12 protein-coding genes and 2 pseudogenes are annotated in these 15,082 nt (G+C 50.4%); 1 reads left to right on the top strand and 13 read right to left on the bottom strand.

The annotated features are described in order from the left end of the window. Window positions 1-47: 47 nt before the first annotated feature. Together yddG and nadE are read right to left on the bottom strand one after the other, a co-directional pair. Window positions 48-935, bottom strand: coding sequence for an aromatic amino acid DMT transporter YddG (gene yddG / locus DPA2511_RS10500; RefSeq protein ID WP_015853743.1), 888 nt, complete (start codon window positions 933-935; stop codon window positions 48-50). Between the two features lie 79 nt (window positions 936-1,014). Then, window positions 1,015-1,836: an ammonia-dependent NAD(+) synthetase gene (nadE, locus tag DPA2511_RS10495; RefSeq protein ID WP_015853742.1), complete on the bottom strand. Its 822-nt coding sequence runs from the start codon at window positions 1,834-1,836 to the stop codon at window positions 1,015-1,017. Window positions 1,837-2,161: 325 nt separating this feature from the next. On the opposite strand from nadE, the gene osmE reads away from it, so the two are divergent. After that, the gene (osmE, locus tag DPA2511_RS10490) at window positions 2,162-2,494 is read left to right on the top strand and encodes an osmotically-inducible lipoprotein OsmE (protein WP_015853740.1); all 333 of its coding nucleotides are present in this window, start codon (window positions 2,162-2,164) and stop codon (window positions 2,492-2,494) included. 52 nt (window positions 2,495-2,546) lie between these two features. Here osmE and DPA2511_RS10485 read toward each other — a convergent pair whose 3' ends face one another. The 11 genes and pseudogenes from DPA2511_RS10485 to kduI all read right to left on the bottom strand — a co-directional run bounded on the left by DPA2511_RS10485 (window position 2,547) and on the right by kduI (window position 14,988). After that, window positions 2,547-3,938: an L-cystine transporter gene (locus tag DPA2511_RS10485; protein WP_015853739.1), complete on the bottom strand. Its 1,392-nt coding sequence runs from the start codon at window positions 3,936-3,938 to the stop codon at window positions 2,547-2,549. Between the two features lie 148 nt (window positions 3,939-4,086). Continuing rightward, window positions 4,087-4,671: pseudogene (locus DPA2511_RS21540) on the bottom strand (metal-dependent hydrolase). A gap of 154 nt (window positions 4,672-4,825) precedes the next feature. Further along, window positions 4,826-5,771, bottom strand: a pseudogene (gene paeX, locus DPA2511_RS21535) (pectin acetylesterase PaeX). Window positions 5,772-5,976: 205 nt separating this feature from the next. Next, complete coding sequence (gene kdgM, locus DPA2511_RS10470) at window positions 5,977-6,690, bottom strand: oligogalacturonate-specific porin KdgM (protein ID WP_015853737.1); 714 nt, start codon at window positions 6,688-6,690, stop codon at window positions 5,977-5,979. Window positions 6,691-7,139: 449 nt separating this feature from the next. After that, on the bottom strand, window positions 7,140-8,432 hold the full coding sequence (locus DPA2511_RS10465) for an ABC transporter substrate-binding protein (RefSeq protein ID WP_015853736.1): 1,293 nt from the start codon (window positions 8,430-8,432) through the stop codon (window positions 7,140-7,142). Between the two features lie 15 nt (window positions 8,433-8,447). Then, window positions 8,448-9,575, bottom strand: a complete 1,128-nt coding sequence (locus DPA2511_RS10460; RefSeq protein WP_015853735.1) for an ABC transporter ATP-binding protein — start codon at window positions 9,573-9,575, stop codon at window positions 8,448-8,450. 13 nt (window positions 9,576-9,588) lie between these two features. Beyond that, window positions 9,589-10,491: a carbohydrate ABC transporter permease gene (locus tag DPA2511_RS10455; RefSeq protein ID WP_015853734.1), complete on the bottom strand. Its 903-nt coding sequence runs from the start codon at window positions 10,489-10,491 to the stop codon at window positions 9,589-9,591. Next, entirely contained in the window at window positions 10,484-11,374 is an 891-nt protein-coding gene (locus DPA2511_RS10450) for a carbohydrate ABC transporter permease (protein ID WP_015853733.1), read from the bottom strand. Before DPA2511_RS10450 ends, DPA2511_RS10455 begins: the two co-directional genes overlap by 8 nt. A gap of 46 nt (window positions 11,375-11,420) precedes the next feature. After that, window positions 11,421-13,052: a pectate disaccharide-lyase PelW gene (gene pelW, locus DPA2511_RS10445; RefSeq protein WP_015853732.1), complete on the bottom strand. Its 1,632-nt coding sequence runs from the start codon at window positions 13,050-13,052 to the stop codon at window positions 11,421-11,423. A 258-nt stretch (window positions 13,053-13,310) separates the two neighbouring features. Beyond that, window positions 13,311-14,072, bottom strand: a complete 762-nt coding sequence (gene kduD / locus DPA2511_RS10440; RefSeq protein WP_015853731.1) for a 2-dehydro-3-deoxy-D-gluconate 5-dehydrogenase KduD — start codon at window positions 14,070-14,072, stop codon at window positions 13,311-13,313. Window positions 14,073-14,151: 79 nt separating this feature from the next. Further along, window positions 14,152-14,988 carry a 5-dehydro-4-deoxy-D-glucuronate isomerase gene (gene kduI, locus DPA2511_RS10435; protein ID WP_015853730.1) on the bottom strand — a complete coding sequence of 279 codons (837 nt, stop codon included), beginning with the start codon at window positions 14,986-14,988 and terminating at the stop codon, window positions 14,152-14,154. Window positions 14,989-15,082: the final 94 nt, after the last annotated feature.

Genomic DNA, 15,082 nt, shown 5'->3' with positions numbered 1-15,082 from the left:
TATCGGCGGCTAACCCCCCCGCGTTTGTAAATGAATCCGTCGCTGCATTACTTTGCGGTTTCTCTCGTTGCCAACCAGGATAGCAAGGATCCGACAGTCACCATGATAACGCCTTGCCAGAAATTGAGTGTTGGCATGACCTGCAGCCAGACTGATGCCATCAACGTGGTCAACACCGGCGTAAAATAGGAGGCCGTCGCCAGCAACGCCATATTGCCGCGCTGGATGCCGATATCCCATGCCACATAAGCTGACGCCGTCGATGCACCAATGAACAGCAATTCCAGCAGGATCCGTGGTGAGAAAACCAATACCGGTGCGTGATTAAGCAGATATTGCAGCCACAATAGGCCGGAAACAGCGATAAAAAACAACACAACGCTGCTTTTTCCATCGCCGAATCGGCGAGAGACATTGCAATACAGCGCCCAGACAACGGCAGCGACCAATGCCATACCATAAGCGAGTGGATTAGTGAGAATATTCCGCCACATTAATGCGGGAGCCCATTCGCCATCGCCCTTCAGGACCCAAAGTATGCCGGCAATAGATAGCGCGATGCCGGGCCATAACCATATTCGGCTTCGCTGATGATTGATAAACAGCGAAAAGAGTATCGTCAGGCAAGGCCATAGATAGTTAATCATTCCCAATTCCATGGCTTGTATCCGGTTTTCCGCCATGCCGATAGCCAGTGAGAAACAGATTTCGTAACTGACAAACAGAGCGCCGCCTACCAGCAGGTAGATCTTCGATCGCGCGCGAATATGGGGACGATGGCCGGACAATAACAGACAGAGGGCGCTGGCTGTATAAATCATGGCCGCGCCCCCTAGCGCCCCCAATACTTCGGTCACACTGCGAATGATGCCGACGGATGTACTCCAAAGCAGGATGGCGAGAAGTCCGGCAAGGGTGGCTTTCTGTGATGTCATGCGGTATGCCGTGGTTGCGTCGTCGGAGAATAAAAAGCGGATGCCGCAGCATCCGCTCGATGTCTGTATCGGGTGATGTTTAGCGCCAGAAATCATCGAACACGGTGATGGGGGGGCGACGCTTATGCTCAGTTTTGCGATACCAGGATTCGATAATTGCAGCCTCTATCGGCTCAAGCTGTTTTCCTTCCAGGTAATCGTCGATTTTTTCGTAGGTAATGCCTAATGCGGCTTCATCCGGTAGCGCAGGGCGATCGTCTTCCAGATCGGCCGTCGGCGCTTTGGTATAGAGGTGAGACGGGCAACCCAGCAGCTTGAGCAGTGCTTTCCCCTGGCGCTTGTTAAGACGGAAAATGGGGTTGATATCGGTACCGCCGTCGCCATATTTGGTGAAAAAACCAGTCACTGCTTCGGCGGCGTGATCGGTACCGACGACAAGCCCGGCGTTCATTCCTGCGATGCTGTACTGGGCCTTCATTCGTTCACGGGCTTTTTCATTGCCTTTCACAAAATCAGAAAGTTCAATACCGATGGCCTGCAACGTGGCTTCACTGGCATCCACCGCCGGCTTGATGTTGACGGTCAAGACGCGATCAGGTTGGATGAAATTGATGGCATCCTGGCAATCCTGCTCATCCGCCTGAACACCATAAGGCAGACGTACTGCGATAAATTGATATTCCCGCCCGGTTTCCTGGCGGAGTTCAGTTATGGCCGTCTGGCATAATTTCCCGGTCAGCGTTGAATCCTGTCCGCCGCTGAGCCCCAGCACCAGACTTTTTGCAAACGGATTGGCCTTCAGATAATTCTTTAAAAAATCAACGCTCACGCGGATCTCATGAGCCGGATCAATAACGGGTTTTACTCCCATCGCGCTAATGATTTCTTGCTGTAGTGACATGCTACCCCCTCCTGAACCTGTTGATGCAACAGAATAAATATCTTAATTGACAGAGTGTAGAGTTTATTTTCGCGCGGTGAAAGCGCAAGTTTTGTCGTGGCGATCGCCGCGAGAATGAAGGCTTTATCACCAGCCATCGCCAATATCACTGCTTTGAAAAATAGAAAACGCATAGCTACCCTTAGGCCAGCGTCTTGCCACGGTTTGCATCGCTGACGCATTGCTGTTTGGCGGTTATAGATTCCGCAGAACCATGAGTATTTGCCGCTGTCGTCAAGATGGCAGCGCCTGCCTGGAAAGCGCGTAGAACCAACAAGAGGAATAAATGATGAAAAAGCATGGTTATCTGATGTGTACGGTAGCGGTAACGATAGGGCTGGCAGGGTGTACGGCTTACGATCGTGCCGAAAATTATTTCACCAAGCCGGTGGTAAAAGAGGTAAGCAAAGGCATGAGCAAGCAGGACGTGAATCGGATTGCCGGGCCGGCGTCCAGCCAATCTCAGATGATTTACGCGCGCGGAAGTTGCAATACCTATGTCCTTGGTACGCAGGATGGCAAAACGCAATACTATTTCGTCAGCTTTGATGAAACCGGCCACGTGATGAACAAAGGTTTCCAGAGCTGCCGGGAATACGATACCGCTCCCAAACTTTGATAAAAATGCCGATAGCGTAGGCCATCGGCATCCATGTGTTCGGCACCGGGCATTACTTGTGTGCTAGCGCTGAGTCAACCGGGCTGAGAAAGGCCTCTTTATTGGTTTGCTTCAATAACTGGCTGGTAATGGTGCCGGCTGTCATTGAGCCGCTGACGTTAAGCGCCGTGCGGCCCATGTCGATCAGCGGTTCGATGGAGATCAGCAAGGCGACCAGCGTAACCGGTAATCCCATAGCCGGCAGGACGATCAGTGCAGCAAATGTCGCGCCGCCGCCTACGCCGGCGACACCGGCCGAACTGATCGTCACGATGCCGACCAGTGTGGCAATCCATACCGGATCCAGCGGATTGATACCGACCGTGGGCGCAACCATCACCGCCAGCATGGTCGGGTAGAGTCCGGCACAGCCATTTTGTCCGATGGTTGTGCCGAACGAAGCTGCAAAGCTGGCGATGGATTCGGGTACGCCAATACGGCGGGTTTGCGCCTCGATGCTTAATGGAATGGTGGCTGCGCTGGAGCGACTGGTGAAGGCGAACGTCAGTACCGGCCAGATCTTGCGATAGAAACGCGCGGGATTCATACCGTTCAGGGCGAGTAGCAGGGCATGGACGCCGAACATCATCGCAAGCCCCAGATAGGATGCGACGACAAAACCGCCAAGTTTCAGGATATCCTGCAGATTGGAACTGGCGACCATCTTGGTCATCAGCGCCATCACGCCATAAGGCGTAAGACGCATCACCAGCCGGACCAGCTTCATTACCCATGATTGCAGCGTATCGATAGCGCCCAGTACCTGTTGGCCTTTCTCCGCATCATCTTTCAGCAGATGCAACGCAGCCACGCCCAGAAATGCGGCGAAAATCACCACACTGATGATGGAGGTAGGGTTGGCGCCGGTCAGATCGGCAAACGGATTTTTGGGAATAAACGACAGCAACAGTTGGGGAACGGACAGATCGGCAACCTTGCCCACATAACTGTTCTGGATGGCGCTGAGGCGAGCGGTTTCCTGTACGCCTTGTACCAACCCGGAAGCGGTCAGACCAAACAGATGCGTGACGAAGACCCCTACCAGTGCGGCAATCGCGGTGGTGAACAGCAGTATCCCCAACGTCAGCAGGCTGATTTTTCCCAGCGAAGAAGCGGAATGCAATCTTGCCACCGAGTTCAGTATCGAAACAAAAACCAACGGCATGATGATCATTTGCAGCAGTTGGACATAGCCATTGCCGACGATATTGAACCAGAGGATCGACTGTTTAACTACCGGGTTGTTGTCCCCGTAGATGAGGTGTAGCGCCAGCCCGAACAGAATGCCGACAACCAGCCCCGTCAGAACTTTTCTGGACAAGCTCCAGCGTTGACTTCCAAAGAAGCCCAGTGCGAACAGGAGCACACCAAAAACAATAATGTTGATTGTCAGTGGAAAATTCATCCCTTGTCTCTCTTTTTGGGTGGTAATGAGTAGTGCATCAAGCCGAATGATGAACCGATACGGCATGGCCGGTGCGCCAGAATAGCAGTTCTTTTATATCTTCGTTATGCATATAACTAAATGAATAATAGCCGATTGCTATATGTCTTCAGGACTGGGGCGACAGCAACTGATGAAGCTGTAAGCCCATGGAGTGCAACGTTTTGAGCGAGGGTGGGTAGCGCCAGTTTTCGAGTGGCTGCTGTGGTTGCCATAGCATGAACAGGATCAGGCCGACGCAGAGAACGCGCTCTAGCTGATTTCCTTTGTCGCTATTAAGGATCGGCAAGCGGAAACGCCAACGGCAGGGCCATAACAAAGGTACGCCGGCGGAAGTCAACATATCAGCGACGATATGGCTCAGGTAGCCGACGATCATCGCGTGATAGACATCCGGCGGGATCGGCCAATCGGCGGGCAAACGTGTACGGATGAAGTACAACCCGGCGACAATCGCCAGCAGGCTATGGGTAAATCCCCGATGGCCGCACAGCCTGGCGATCGGCGCAGAAATTCATTTTAGACGCTGACCCAAAACAGATTTGGGGTGGTCGATATCGGGCAATAGCGATGTCAGTATCGCGGCGGGAATGATATGCCACCAATCGCCAACCGCCAGTGATGGCGAGAGCTCTGCTTTTTTAGCGAAAATAGCGCTGGCTACAGCGAACAGGATGTGGCCTTCCGCGGTCATGAAATCTCTCAAAAACTGTCATTTTATACAGTATATGAAAACATCCCGGGCAGAAAAAGATGCGGGCGTGTAACCAGCTATATTTTAACCCTTATTTCGTTGATAACCGTCGTTGTTAAGGCGGGCCGGAACGGTGTTCAATGAGGTGGCCGTGTCAGTTTGTGTTTGTCGGCAGGGATTGGATCCAGTTATCGACCAGTTGGGGCCATGCGGCTACGGGTAATCCTTTAGTGCCGCGAATGCCGAAACCGTGTTTACCATGCTCAAACAGATGCAGTTCCACGGGAACCTGATGCGCACGCAGTGCAGAAAACATAACCAGAGTATTGTCGACAGAGACGGAGGGGTCATCCATGGCGTGAAGCAAAAACGTCGGCGGCGTATTGGCTGTCACCTGAGCTTCTGCCGAGTATTCACGAACACGTGCCGAATCAGGATGCTCGCCGACTACCGCTTGGCGGGATTGTGGGTGGGCGATCGATTCCTGCATCGAGATAACCGGGTACATCAGCACCATGAAATCCGGTCGTGCGCTGAACTTATCGATGTCATCCACAGGCGCATAAACCTGCTGTCCGAAGCGGGTTCCCAGGCTCGCGGCTACATGCCCCCCCGGCGGAAAATCCCATCACGCCGATACGATGAGGGTCGATATGCCATTTAGCCGCGTCAGCGCGTAGCGTTCGGATTGCGCGCTGTGCATCCGCCAGTGGGGCATCAGCGCCTTCTCGGTGGCCTTCATTGGGCATTCGGTAGGTCATGACGAACAAGGTGTAGCCTTGAGCATTGAATACCGGTGCCAGATCGCTACCTTCCTTGTCCAGCACGACGCGCTGATAGCTTCCGCCGGGTGTCACCAGCAGGGCAATACCATTGGGGTGTTGTGCCGGATAAACTGTGAGTTCAGGGCGCCGTATACCGGTGGCGGCCCGGTCGGGCAGGGCGGGATTTTTACTGCGATCCACTATTTGCGGTTGGGTGGAGGATGTTGCCGCGCCGGGCGCATCGCCCTGTGGCCAAACCGGAAATAGGGCGTGCGCCTGACTCATGCTGGTTAATAACATCACCAGTGCTCCGGGAATCATCATTCGAATAAGCATAAATACACTCCCTGTTACGTTTTATACGAGTAGAAATAATAGAGATAAAAAAAGGTAAACATCATTTTAATAATGTTTACCTGAAGAATAAATAATCTATATCCCTTGAGGGAGGACACACAAAAAATAATGACGAATTGATGGTATTTCAATTCCCATGAAGGGAATTTTCTGAGCGAAAAATAGCATCGCTCATCAGCAGCAATTAGAAGCTATATTGCACGCCTACGCGATAACGGGTCTGACGATTATCGGTCGTTTTACCTTCCGATACGTTGCCGACTTCAACATAGGGTTTCCAGTTTTTATCCCATTTGTACGACAGTTTCACGTTATGGGTAAAATCGTAATCATCGTTGTCAGCAAGAATGGTTTCACCGGCAGTGGCTTTTTTATATTCCAGTTCATAGCCGATGGTATAATCTTTCAAGAAGGTGTAATCGATATTACCGGTCAGGGTATAGCCTTTATCGGTGGTGCTTGAGGATGAGCCGATACTACCACTATTGCGTTTAAAATAAGGACGATAGCGGAGAGCAACGGACAAATCGCTGGTGACATTCGCACGGCCACGAATATATGGGCGATAATTGTTGCTGGTTGAACTTGATTCTAAAGAGAAACCTGGCTCGATAGAAAAGACGTTATTGAATTTATAAACATAGCTGGCGACAACTTCTGTGCCGTTGCTTACTTGCTCATTAAATGGTTTATTCGGTGTTGAATCTTTGGATGACTGAGCCCATTTAACTTCTGAAGATAATCCGAAGCCATTGGCAAAACGGTGAGAAATAGACAGGCGATCTTTATGACCCGCTTTTGCCGTGTCCTGCATTTCATGACGATAATCGATAGATACAGCTAACGCATTGACGCTTACCAGCGATGCCATCGCCAGAGTTAATAATTTAAGTTTCATTGTATCTTCCCTATATATACAGAAAAAAAGCACAGTAAGAAAATAAAATCGATGTGTTCTTTTAGAACAGTTCCTATTTTATGAATTATTTACTCTTATTTTGTGATCTTGATCTTTATGAACAATATTTTCTTCAAAATGATTTCAAATTGTGATGATGATCCGCTAAGTTCTTCATTCTGTTTCAAAATAAATAAAAAAGCCCCGAATCAAGACGGGGCTTAAAATAAACGAATATAGATACCCGTCATACGTTAAGTTGCAGGTACGTTAGCTGTATGATTCGACCCATCCCTGAGCCACAGCGGCAAGTTGCGTTCAAACCTCGGTAGATTGACCGCTTACCCGAATTGCTCACCGTAGCTAACGCATCGGGATTCATTCACTTGCTGCGTTGCAAGGCGCTTAACGCGCCTTGTCCTGTCACTCGACGTATTTAAGGTAAAAACTTATTCTTTCATCGCGCGTTTCAAAATACGGTCAGCCTGGCGTTGGAAATATTTAGCCGTTTCTTCAACTGACTTCTGATCGTAATCGATGTACTGAATAGAATCGCCGAACAGGGATACGATCTGCGGATCGTCAAAGTAAGGCGATACTTTGACATCATGCGGCAATGACAACGCCAGATTGAGGCCTGCTACGGCCGGATCGCTATCCTTGATGGCTCCATCGCTGCGCAATTGAGCGACGGCGGCCTTGCTCAACGGCACACCACGTTCCAGACCCAGAGCCTGAGTCCCTTCCTTGCTGTTCAGCAGATAGTTGATCAGCATGGCGGCTTCTTTCGGATGTTTAGACGACTTACCGATAGAGAACATTTGTGCAGGTTTAAAGAACAGACCGGCGTCTTTTGCTCCCGGCAGCATCGGATAGCTACCCAGCTCCAGTTTGGCTGGAGGCTGCAGGTTGTCGGAGTATTTGGTGATAGTTGAGTTCCACATATATGTGCCGCCCCAATCACCGGCGATCCACGGCTTCATTTCATACATGTTGCTCTTGCCGAAAGAGGCATAGTATTTCGCTGACGGCATGACGTGCGCATCAACCAGTTTTTTATACATCTGGAAGAATTCTTGCCACTGCGCATCGGTGTAGGAGAATTTTTTGTTCTTCTCATCGACGGCAGGAATGCCGTATTTCTGCACCATGTAGGAGTTCAGCAGCGCCAGCGAATCCTGGTGTTCCAGAACGACCGGGTAGGATTGATCGCCCAGTTTTTCCTTAAAGACTTTCCCGGCGTTGATCAGGTCATCCCAGGTTTTGGGATAGGTCAGACCGGCTTTCTTCCAGGTTTCCGTGTTGAAGTAGAACACACGGGCTGTCACGGAAATCGGCAGGCCGTTCAACTTGCCGTTCACGGTGGTCGCTTGCAGCTCTTTAGCATCAAACTGAGTCAGATCCAGCACATCTTTGACTTTGTTGAGATCGTAGAAGCCATCACCGTTCTTGGAGAAAATCGGCAACCAGTTCCAGTTGGTTTGCATCACATCTGGTTCAGTATTGCCCGCGATCTGAGTGGTCAAACGGGAGAGATGACCATCCCAACCGGTGTATTCCGATTTCACCTTGATATTCGGATATTGTTTCTGGAATTCATCAATGGCCTTCAGAGTGACCTGATGACGGCCATTGCCGCCCCACCAGGACATCCGCAGTTCGACCTGATCGGCCGCGAAGGATTGATGAGCCATCAACGCCAGAGAGGATGCAATTAAGGTACGTAGGATCACTTTTTTCATTGGTTATAGCTCCTTTCAGAGTGAGATATTTTGTTCTGTTTTTGCATCGAAAATATGGCATTTTTCCATTTCATACTGGAAATACACCTGACGATTCAGACCGTTGGCGATGATCAGACGCGCTTCGTCGGAAGGCATGCGACTGGTTAATTCAAAACCGTCAACTTTGATATACATGAAAAATTCGTGGCCCATGTTTTCAGCACGCACCAGTTCACCCTGGAAATGTTCGCCGTCGAACGGTGATTCGGAAACGGTGACGTACTCAGGGCGGATACCGAAGCAGATTTCCTTGCCGACATAGTCACGAACCTTGTCCTGCTTGCTCTGGTTGAGCTTCATGCTGCAATGGCCGACTTTCAGACTGATCTGGCCGTTATCTTCGGTCAACTGGCCCGGTTTGATGTTCATTTCCGGAGAGCCGATAAAGCCTGCAACAAACATGTTTTTGGGGTAGTGATAGAGATTGTCCGGCGTATCCACCTGCATGATGTGCCCCAGTTTCATCACGCAGATACGGTCGCCCATGGTCATGGCTTCGGTCTGGTCGTGCGTTACATAGACACTGGTGGCCGGATGGCCGCTCCTTTTCAGCTGTTTGTGCAAATCGGAGATGCGAATACGCATGGATGCGCGCAATTTGGCATCCAGGTTGGACAGCGGTTCGTCAAACAAGAACACGTCCGGTTTTTTCACGATGGCACGGCCTACCGCCACACGCTGAGCCTGACCGCCGGAAAGCTGGCGGGGTAGGCGATCCATCAGTTCATCCAGTTCGAGGATCTTGGCGGCTTCGTTGACCTGCGCCTCAATTTTGTCTTTGGGCAGCTTGCTGAGCTTCAACCCGAAGGCCAGGTTCTCGCGCACGGTCATGTGCGGATAGAGCGCATAGTTCTGGAACACCATGGCGATGCCACGATCTTTGGGCGCCAGATTATTGACGATTTTGGTACCGATACGAACTTCCCCGCCGCTGATAGTTTCCAAACCCGCCAGCATGCGTAGGGTGGTGGATTTTGCACAGCCGGATGGGCCGACGATCACCATGAATTCACCGTCTTTGATCGTCAGGTCGATACCGTGAACAGCTTTGAATCCGTTGGAGTAAACTTTTTCCAGTTTATTAAAAATGACTTCAGCCATGATAAATCCTCAATTAACCTTTAATTCCGCTGCTGGTCACGCCCTGAACGAAGTAGCGCTGAGCCATGAAGAAAATGATGATGGACGGCAGAATGGAGATACTCGCCATTGCCAGAATTTCGTTCCACGGTGCACCTTCCGTCACGTCGATAGACATTTTCAGGGCCAGTGCGATGGGGTATTTGTCGACGCTGTAGACGTAAATCAACGGACCGATAAAGTCGTTCATCGACCACATGAACTGGAACAGCGCAACGGAAATGATGGCCGGTTTCAGAATGGGTACCACGACGTACCACAGCACCTGCCAGGAGTTGCAGCCGTCAATCTGCGCCGCTTCTTCCATGTCGCGCGGAACGCCGCGCAGGAACTGGATCAGCATGAACACGAAGAATCCATGGGTGGCGAACGCTAACGGCAGATATAACGGCAGATAGCTGTTCAACATGCCCATTTCGCGGAACATGATGTACTGCGGGATCAGCAGTACGGTGCTGGGGAGCAGCATGGTGGCAATCAGTGTGGCGAACCAAAAGTTCTTCCATGGAATCTCAAACCGGGCAAAGCCGTAAGCCACGATAGTGGAAGAGATCACCGTCAGAACCACCTTCGGAATCACGTACTGGAAGGTATTGATCATGTAGTGACCGAAAGTATATTCGGTCCCGGTTTTCCAGCCGTTGATAAAACCATCCCAAGTTGCGTGCGTTGGCCACAGGCTCAACGTCGTGAAAATTTCGTGGTTGGGCTTGAATGAAGCTGAGAACATCCACGCCAACGGGTAGAGCATCAGGATGCCGACACCCAGCAGAATGACGTAGCGAATCCCGGCGTTGATTTTTTCCCGGCGCAATGTGCGGCGAACTTCTTCCGCAGCAATATCCTGCGCAGACATTGGTGAATGAATATCAGCCATTTTTCCCTCCCTTATCGGCGGAATAGAACACCCAGTATTTGGACGATTTGAAGGAAATCGCAGCAAAGACGGCAACAACCAGGAACAGAACCCACGCAAGGGCAGCGCCATAGCCCATATCGAAATACTTGAATGCCGTCTCGTAAATATAGAGCGAGAACAGATAGGTGTAATGGGTCGGCCCGCCGCCGGTAATAACGTAGGGTGCGGTGAACTCCTGGAACGCCTGTGTGGTTTGCATGATGAAGTTGAAGAAAATGACCGGTGTAATCAACGGTACAGTCACTTTCAGGAACATCTGCCATTTTGACGCGCCATCGATCATGGCGGCCTCATACTGAGACTGCGGGACATTCTGCAGTGCGGCGAGGAAAATCACCATGGCGGAACCAAACTGCCAGACGCGCAGCAAGGTGACGGACATCAGCGCCAGCGCCGGTTCACCCAGCCAGTTAATCGGGTCGAGCCCGAGCACGCCGATAAAGCTGTTGAGCAGCCCGTCGATGGCGAACAATGCGCGCCACAACACGGCGATCGCTACGCTGCTGCCGAGAATAGACGGTACATAATAAGCGGTACGGAAAAAGCCGATACCACGCAGTTTGAAGTTCAGTACAAATGCAATTAACAGCGCGAAAATCAGTTTAAGAGGTATGGTCAGGAATACATAAGCGAACGTGATTCCCATGGATTTCCAAAAAAGATCGTCCTCCATAAACATCCGGTGATAATTCTCAAGACCGGTGAATGTGGGGGGGCTCATTAAATCATACTCAGTAAAACTGAGCACAAACGATGAAATAAAGGGGAAAGCGGTAAAAACTATCAACCCTATTATATAAGGGGAGATATAGGCTAACCCCAGCATTCTGTTTTCATTCATAATGCCTACCTACTTTAGTAATGTTGAATCTTAAAAAATAAAAAAATCAATGAGTCAATAATTCTGGGTAAATAAACTCAACGTCGTATATGACCTTGCTTTGTCCATTGATGCGAAAATCGCCATGTACATATCCCCCCTGTGTCAGAATGGTGGGAAGCGTGCTCAATTTATTTCTGCAAGCAGCAATCAGTGTAAGCAGAATCGCTGGGAATGGATCGTCAAGCCGTATATAGCGATGATGTTCGGAACGCATCAGCAAGCCGTGATGGAAATAACGGTTAAACAGAATTTCCGCTAATTGCCAGGCATATTCCGCCCACTGTGCCGACTGTTTTTCTTCGGCGAGCTCAATAACCGCCAATAATAAAAATGGCGAAGCGGCTTGATGTATACCCTGCTTTTCCAACCGGGACAACAGTGTGGAGATCAGCGAGTCAAGCTCACTATCTCCGCTCAGACGCCAAGCGCGCACCAGCGGCAGCAAATAATCCCCTTCGATGGGGAAGGGCTTGAGCTCGGTGCCGGCCTTGCCGTAATAACCGTCACGCTGGAAACGATAACCCGTCATATCCTGACCGTTGTTCCACATAGGACGCAGCGTATTGGTGTCGGCATCATAGGCGTATTGGTAGTAGTTTTTGAGCCCGGTGATCACCCAGGTCAGCATTTCGTGATCCGGCTGGCGCCGCAGAATTTCCAGCATAGCGAGCGGGTTATCCGCCAGTAGCGGGTGCATATCGCGAAATAGTACGTTAGCCTCGCGGGCAATGGCGCCGAACTCCGGCCCGAACTGGCGCTGAGCGCGATCGCCGAACCAAGATTGTGTCTGGTTGTCATCTGCGGGTGCGGGCTGGCGTTGAATTGGCGAGCTAAATTGGTATACCGGCATGCCGGTTTCCGGATTACGCGCCAGTACATATTGACGATAAAGATGCTTGCCCCATGCTGCCGCTTGCGGGTCTCCGGTATGGCGCGTATAAGCGAAGGCTGCGTAAATCAGATCCGTGCCAGCATTGACGAACGTCAACCCTTTAGTCAGCGGCAGTTCCGGCCAGCGAGAGGGATCAACTACATCATGGCGCACATGGGTGAAGACGTTAGGATCGCGAACTTTTGCGTAATCGCCATGACGCCCCAGATCCAAGGATTCCCAGTTTTCCACATGTGCATTCCAGAACCCTTGAATAAAATTCAGCGTTTTTTCTGGTTCAAGATCTAATAGCAATTCGTAATAGGGCAAATGGTGTTTTAATTCATGCACCAGCGATTTTGATTCCGGCCCTTCGCTGCTTAATGTGTCAAGATTAATAAAACGGTGCCCGCCCCAGAAAAAAAGTCCGCTTTTATCATCAACGAAATGGTTGAGGAAATAGCGGCACTGTTCAAATGCAGATTGACGGTATTTTTCCGTTTCTGTGACTTCGCTCATGGAAATTAAAAGACGCAACCAATTTTGTTGACTGGCGAAATTAGATATAGGGGCGTCATGACCATCTGGAAATTTCCAGACGACCGGCGTCAATGTTTTGACATCAAAACCATCAGCAAATAATGGCGTTGGATTTACAACGCTTTGAGCGCAGGTTTGAACTTTTTCGATATGACTATTAATGGCAGATAACCATCGCTCTATTTGCCATTTTCTGCTGGTGTTTAAATCCGAAAAAATACTCATGGAGTACCTTCTTAGGAACCTTACGGTCAGTTCCTTATAAATAGAAACATTGTTTTGATTGATTATATTGCCCAACTAACTCTCTCGTCATGTGCTCAATATCGAAAGTGTGATCAGGGTCGGAACGTTGTTTTAAAATTTTTCAGAGGAATTTTGGAAACAGCGTGGAAAAAGAAGGAAATAGGTAACTTATTGATGAAAAAAGAAAAGCACAATCCAGGATTGTGCTTTCTATCACGAAAAAATATTGAAGCTAACTTAGCGAGCCAGCCAGCCACCGTCTACGGCAACGGTATAGCCGTTGATATAATCAGAGGCGCTTGATGCCAGGAATACTGCAGGGCCTTTAAGGTCTTGCGGCAAACCCCAACGACCGGCCGGGATGCGATCCAGAATTTCTTTACTGCGATCCTGATCCGCGCGCAGCTGCTGGGTGTTGTTGGTGGCCATATAGCCTGGCGCGATGGCATTGACGTTGATGTTGTGTTTCGCCCATTCGTTAGCCATCAAGCGGGTAATCCCCATAACCGCGCTCTTGGATGCGGTATAGGAAGGAACACGGATACCACCCTGGAAGGACAGCATGGACGCGATATTGATGATTTTGCCGCCGGTGCCTTGCTTGATGAACTGGCGCGCAACGGTCTGAGACATGAAGAAGACGCTCTTGATGTTAAGGTTCATCACATCGTCCCAGTTCTTTTCACTGAATTCGATAGCATCTTCGCGGCGAATAATACCTGCGTTGTTCACCAGGATATCCACTTTGCCGAATTCGGCGACAGCTTTTTCCACCAGAGCGGCATGGCCGGAGACATCGCTCATGTCAGCCGTCAGGCTGAGAAAACGACGGCCCAGAGCGGTGACTTTTTCAATCGTGTCTTTCGGCTCGACGATATTGACACCCACAATGTCACAGCCTGCTTCGGCTAGCCCGATCGCCATACCTTGACCCAGACCGGTATCGCAACCTGTGATCAGAGCAATTTTGCCCTGTAAATTGAATGAATCTAAAATCATAGCTTTAATCTCTCTGTGAACGACATTATTCGTCGCGTGCTGTTACTGTAGGGATTACCGGAGCTCCGGCTTATCACTGTTAGCGTAGTTCGCTAACGTTAAGGTGATCCATATCGCCAAAAACCTGATTTTCACCCACCATGCCCCAGATAAAGGTATAGCGTTTGGTGCCTACGCCTGCGTGAATCGACCAACTGGGAGAAATCACGGCCTGTTCGTTATGCACCAGAATGTGACGGGTTTCCTGAGGCTGACCCATCATGTGAAACACGGCGCTTTCTTCGTCCATGTCAAAGTAGAAGTAGACTTCCATCCGACGCTCATGCGTGTGACATGGCATGGTGTTCCAGAGGTTGCCCTCTGCCAGTTTGGTTAGACCCATAGTGAGCTGGCAGGTGGGTAAGACATCAGGAACAATATATTTGTTGATGGTTCTAAGATTGCTGGTGGCGTTATCGCCCAACGTTTGGGGTGACGCTTGCGCCGCAGTAATTCTGCGGGTTGGGTAGGTTGTGTGGGCAGGGGCGCTGTTGTAATAAAACCTGGCTGGTGAGTCCGGATTCAGGCTACGAAAATGAATATCTTTGGCTCCACGGCCGATATAAAGCGCTTCTTCGTGCCCAACGGCATAGTCCTGCCCATCAACGGTAACGATGCCGTCGCCGCCGATGTTGATGGTGCCCAGTTCACGTCGTTCCAGAAAATAGCTGACGCCCAATTGGCGTCCAACATCTTCTCCTAACGTTACAGCATGATGAACCGGCATCACTCCGCCGATGATGATTCTGTCGATGTGGCTATACGTCATGGTGCAGGCGTCGGCATCAAAAATCTTTTCTATCAAAAATTCACGGCGTAACCCGGCCGTATCAAGCTGACGGGCATGATCGCTGTGAATACTCTGACGAACTTGCATGATCGCTCCTTGCTTCCAGACTGAACCGGATGAGGGCTCGGGAAGGAAAGCCCCGGGCAGGGCAGGAAACATCGCGTGGCAGTGACAATGTCAC

The organism is Musicola paradisiaca NCPPB 2511 (assembly GCF_000400505.1).
GTDB classification, from domain to species: domain Bacteria; phylum Pseudomonadota; class Gammaproteobacteria; order Enterobacterales; family Enterobacteriaceae; genus Musicola; species Musicola paradisiaca.
The sequence above is the reverse complement of the archived record's forward strand: the minus strand, read 5'-3'. Positions and strand labels throughout refer to the sequence as shown.

Excerpts from the sequence above, each read along its gene's own strand:
- DPA2511_RS10460 (WP_015853735.1), bottom strand. The coding sequence starts at position 9,575 with ATGGCTGAAGTCATTTTTAATAAACTGGAAAAAGTTTACTCCAACGGA.
- DPA2511_RS10485 (WP_015853739.1), bottom strand. The coding sequence starts at position 3,938 with ATGAATTTTCCACTGACAATCAACATTATTGTTTTTGGTGTGCTCCTG.
- DPA2511_RS10455 (WP_015853734.1), bottom strand. The coding sequence starts at position 10,491 with ATGGCTGATATTCATTCACCAATGTCTGCGCAGGATATTGCTGCGGAA.
- kdgM (WP_015853737.1), bottom strand. The coding sequence starts at position 6,690 with ATGAAACTTAAATTATTAACTCTGGCGATGGCATCGCTGGTAAGCGTC.
- pelW (WP_015853732.1), bottom strand. The coding sequence starts at position 13,052 with ATGAGTATTTTTTCGGATTTAAACACCAGCAGAAAATGGCAAATAGAG.
- yddG (WP_015853743.1), bottom strand. The coding sequence starts at position 935 with ATGACATCACAGAAAGCCACCCTTGCCGGACTTCTCGCCATCCTGCTT.
- kduD (WP_015853731.1), bottom strand. The coding sequence starts at position 14,072 with ATGATTTTAGATTCATTCAATTTACAGGGCAAAATTGCTCTGATCACA.
- DPA2511_RS10450 (WP_015853733.1), bottom strand. The coding sequence starts at position 11,374 with ATGAATGAAAACAGAATGCTGGGGTTAGCCTATATCTCCCCTTATATA.
- nadE (WP_015853742.1), bottom strand. The coding sequence starts at position 1,836 with ATGTCACTACAGCAAGAAATCATTAGCGCGATGGGAGTAAAACCCGTT.
- kduI (WP_015853730.1), bottom strand. The coding sequence starts at position 14,988 with ATGCAAGTTCGTCAGAGTATTCACAGCGATCATGCCCGTCAGCTTGAT.
- osmE (WP_015853740.1), top strand. The coding sequence starts at position 2,162 with ATGATGAAAAAGCATGGTTATCTGATGTGTACGGTAGCGGTAACGATA.
- DPA2511_RS10465 (WP_015853736.1), bottom strand. The coding sequence starts at position 8,432 with ATGAAAAAAGTGATCCTACGTACCTTAATTGCATCCTCTCTGGCGTTG.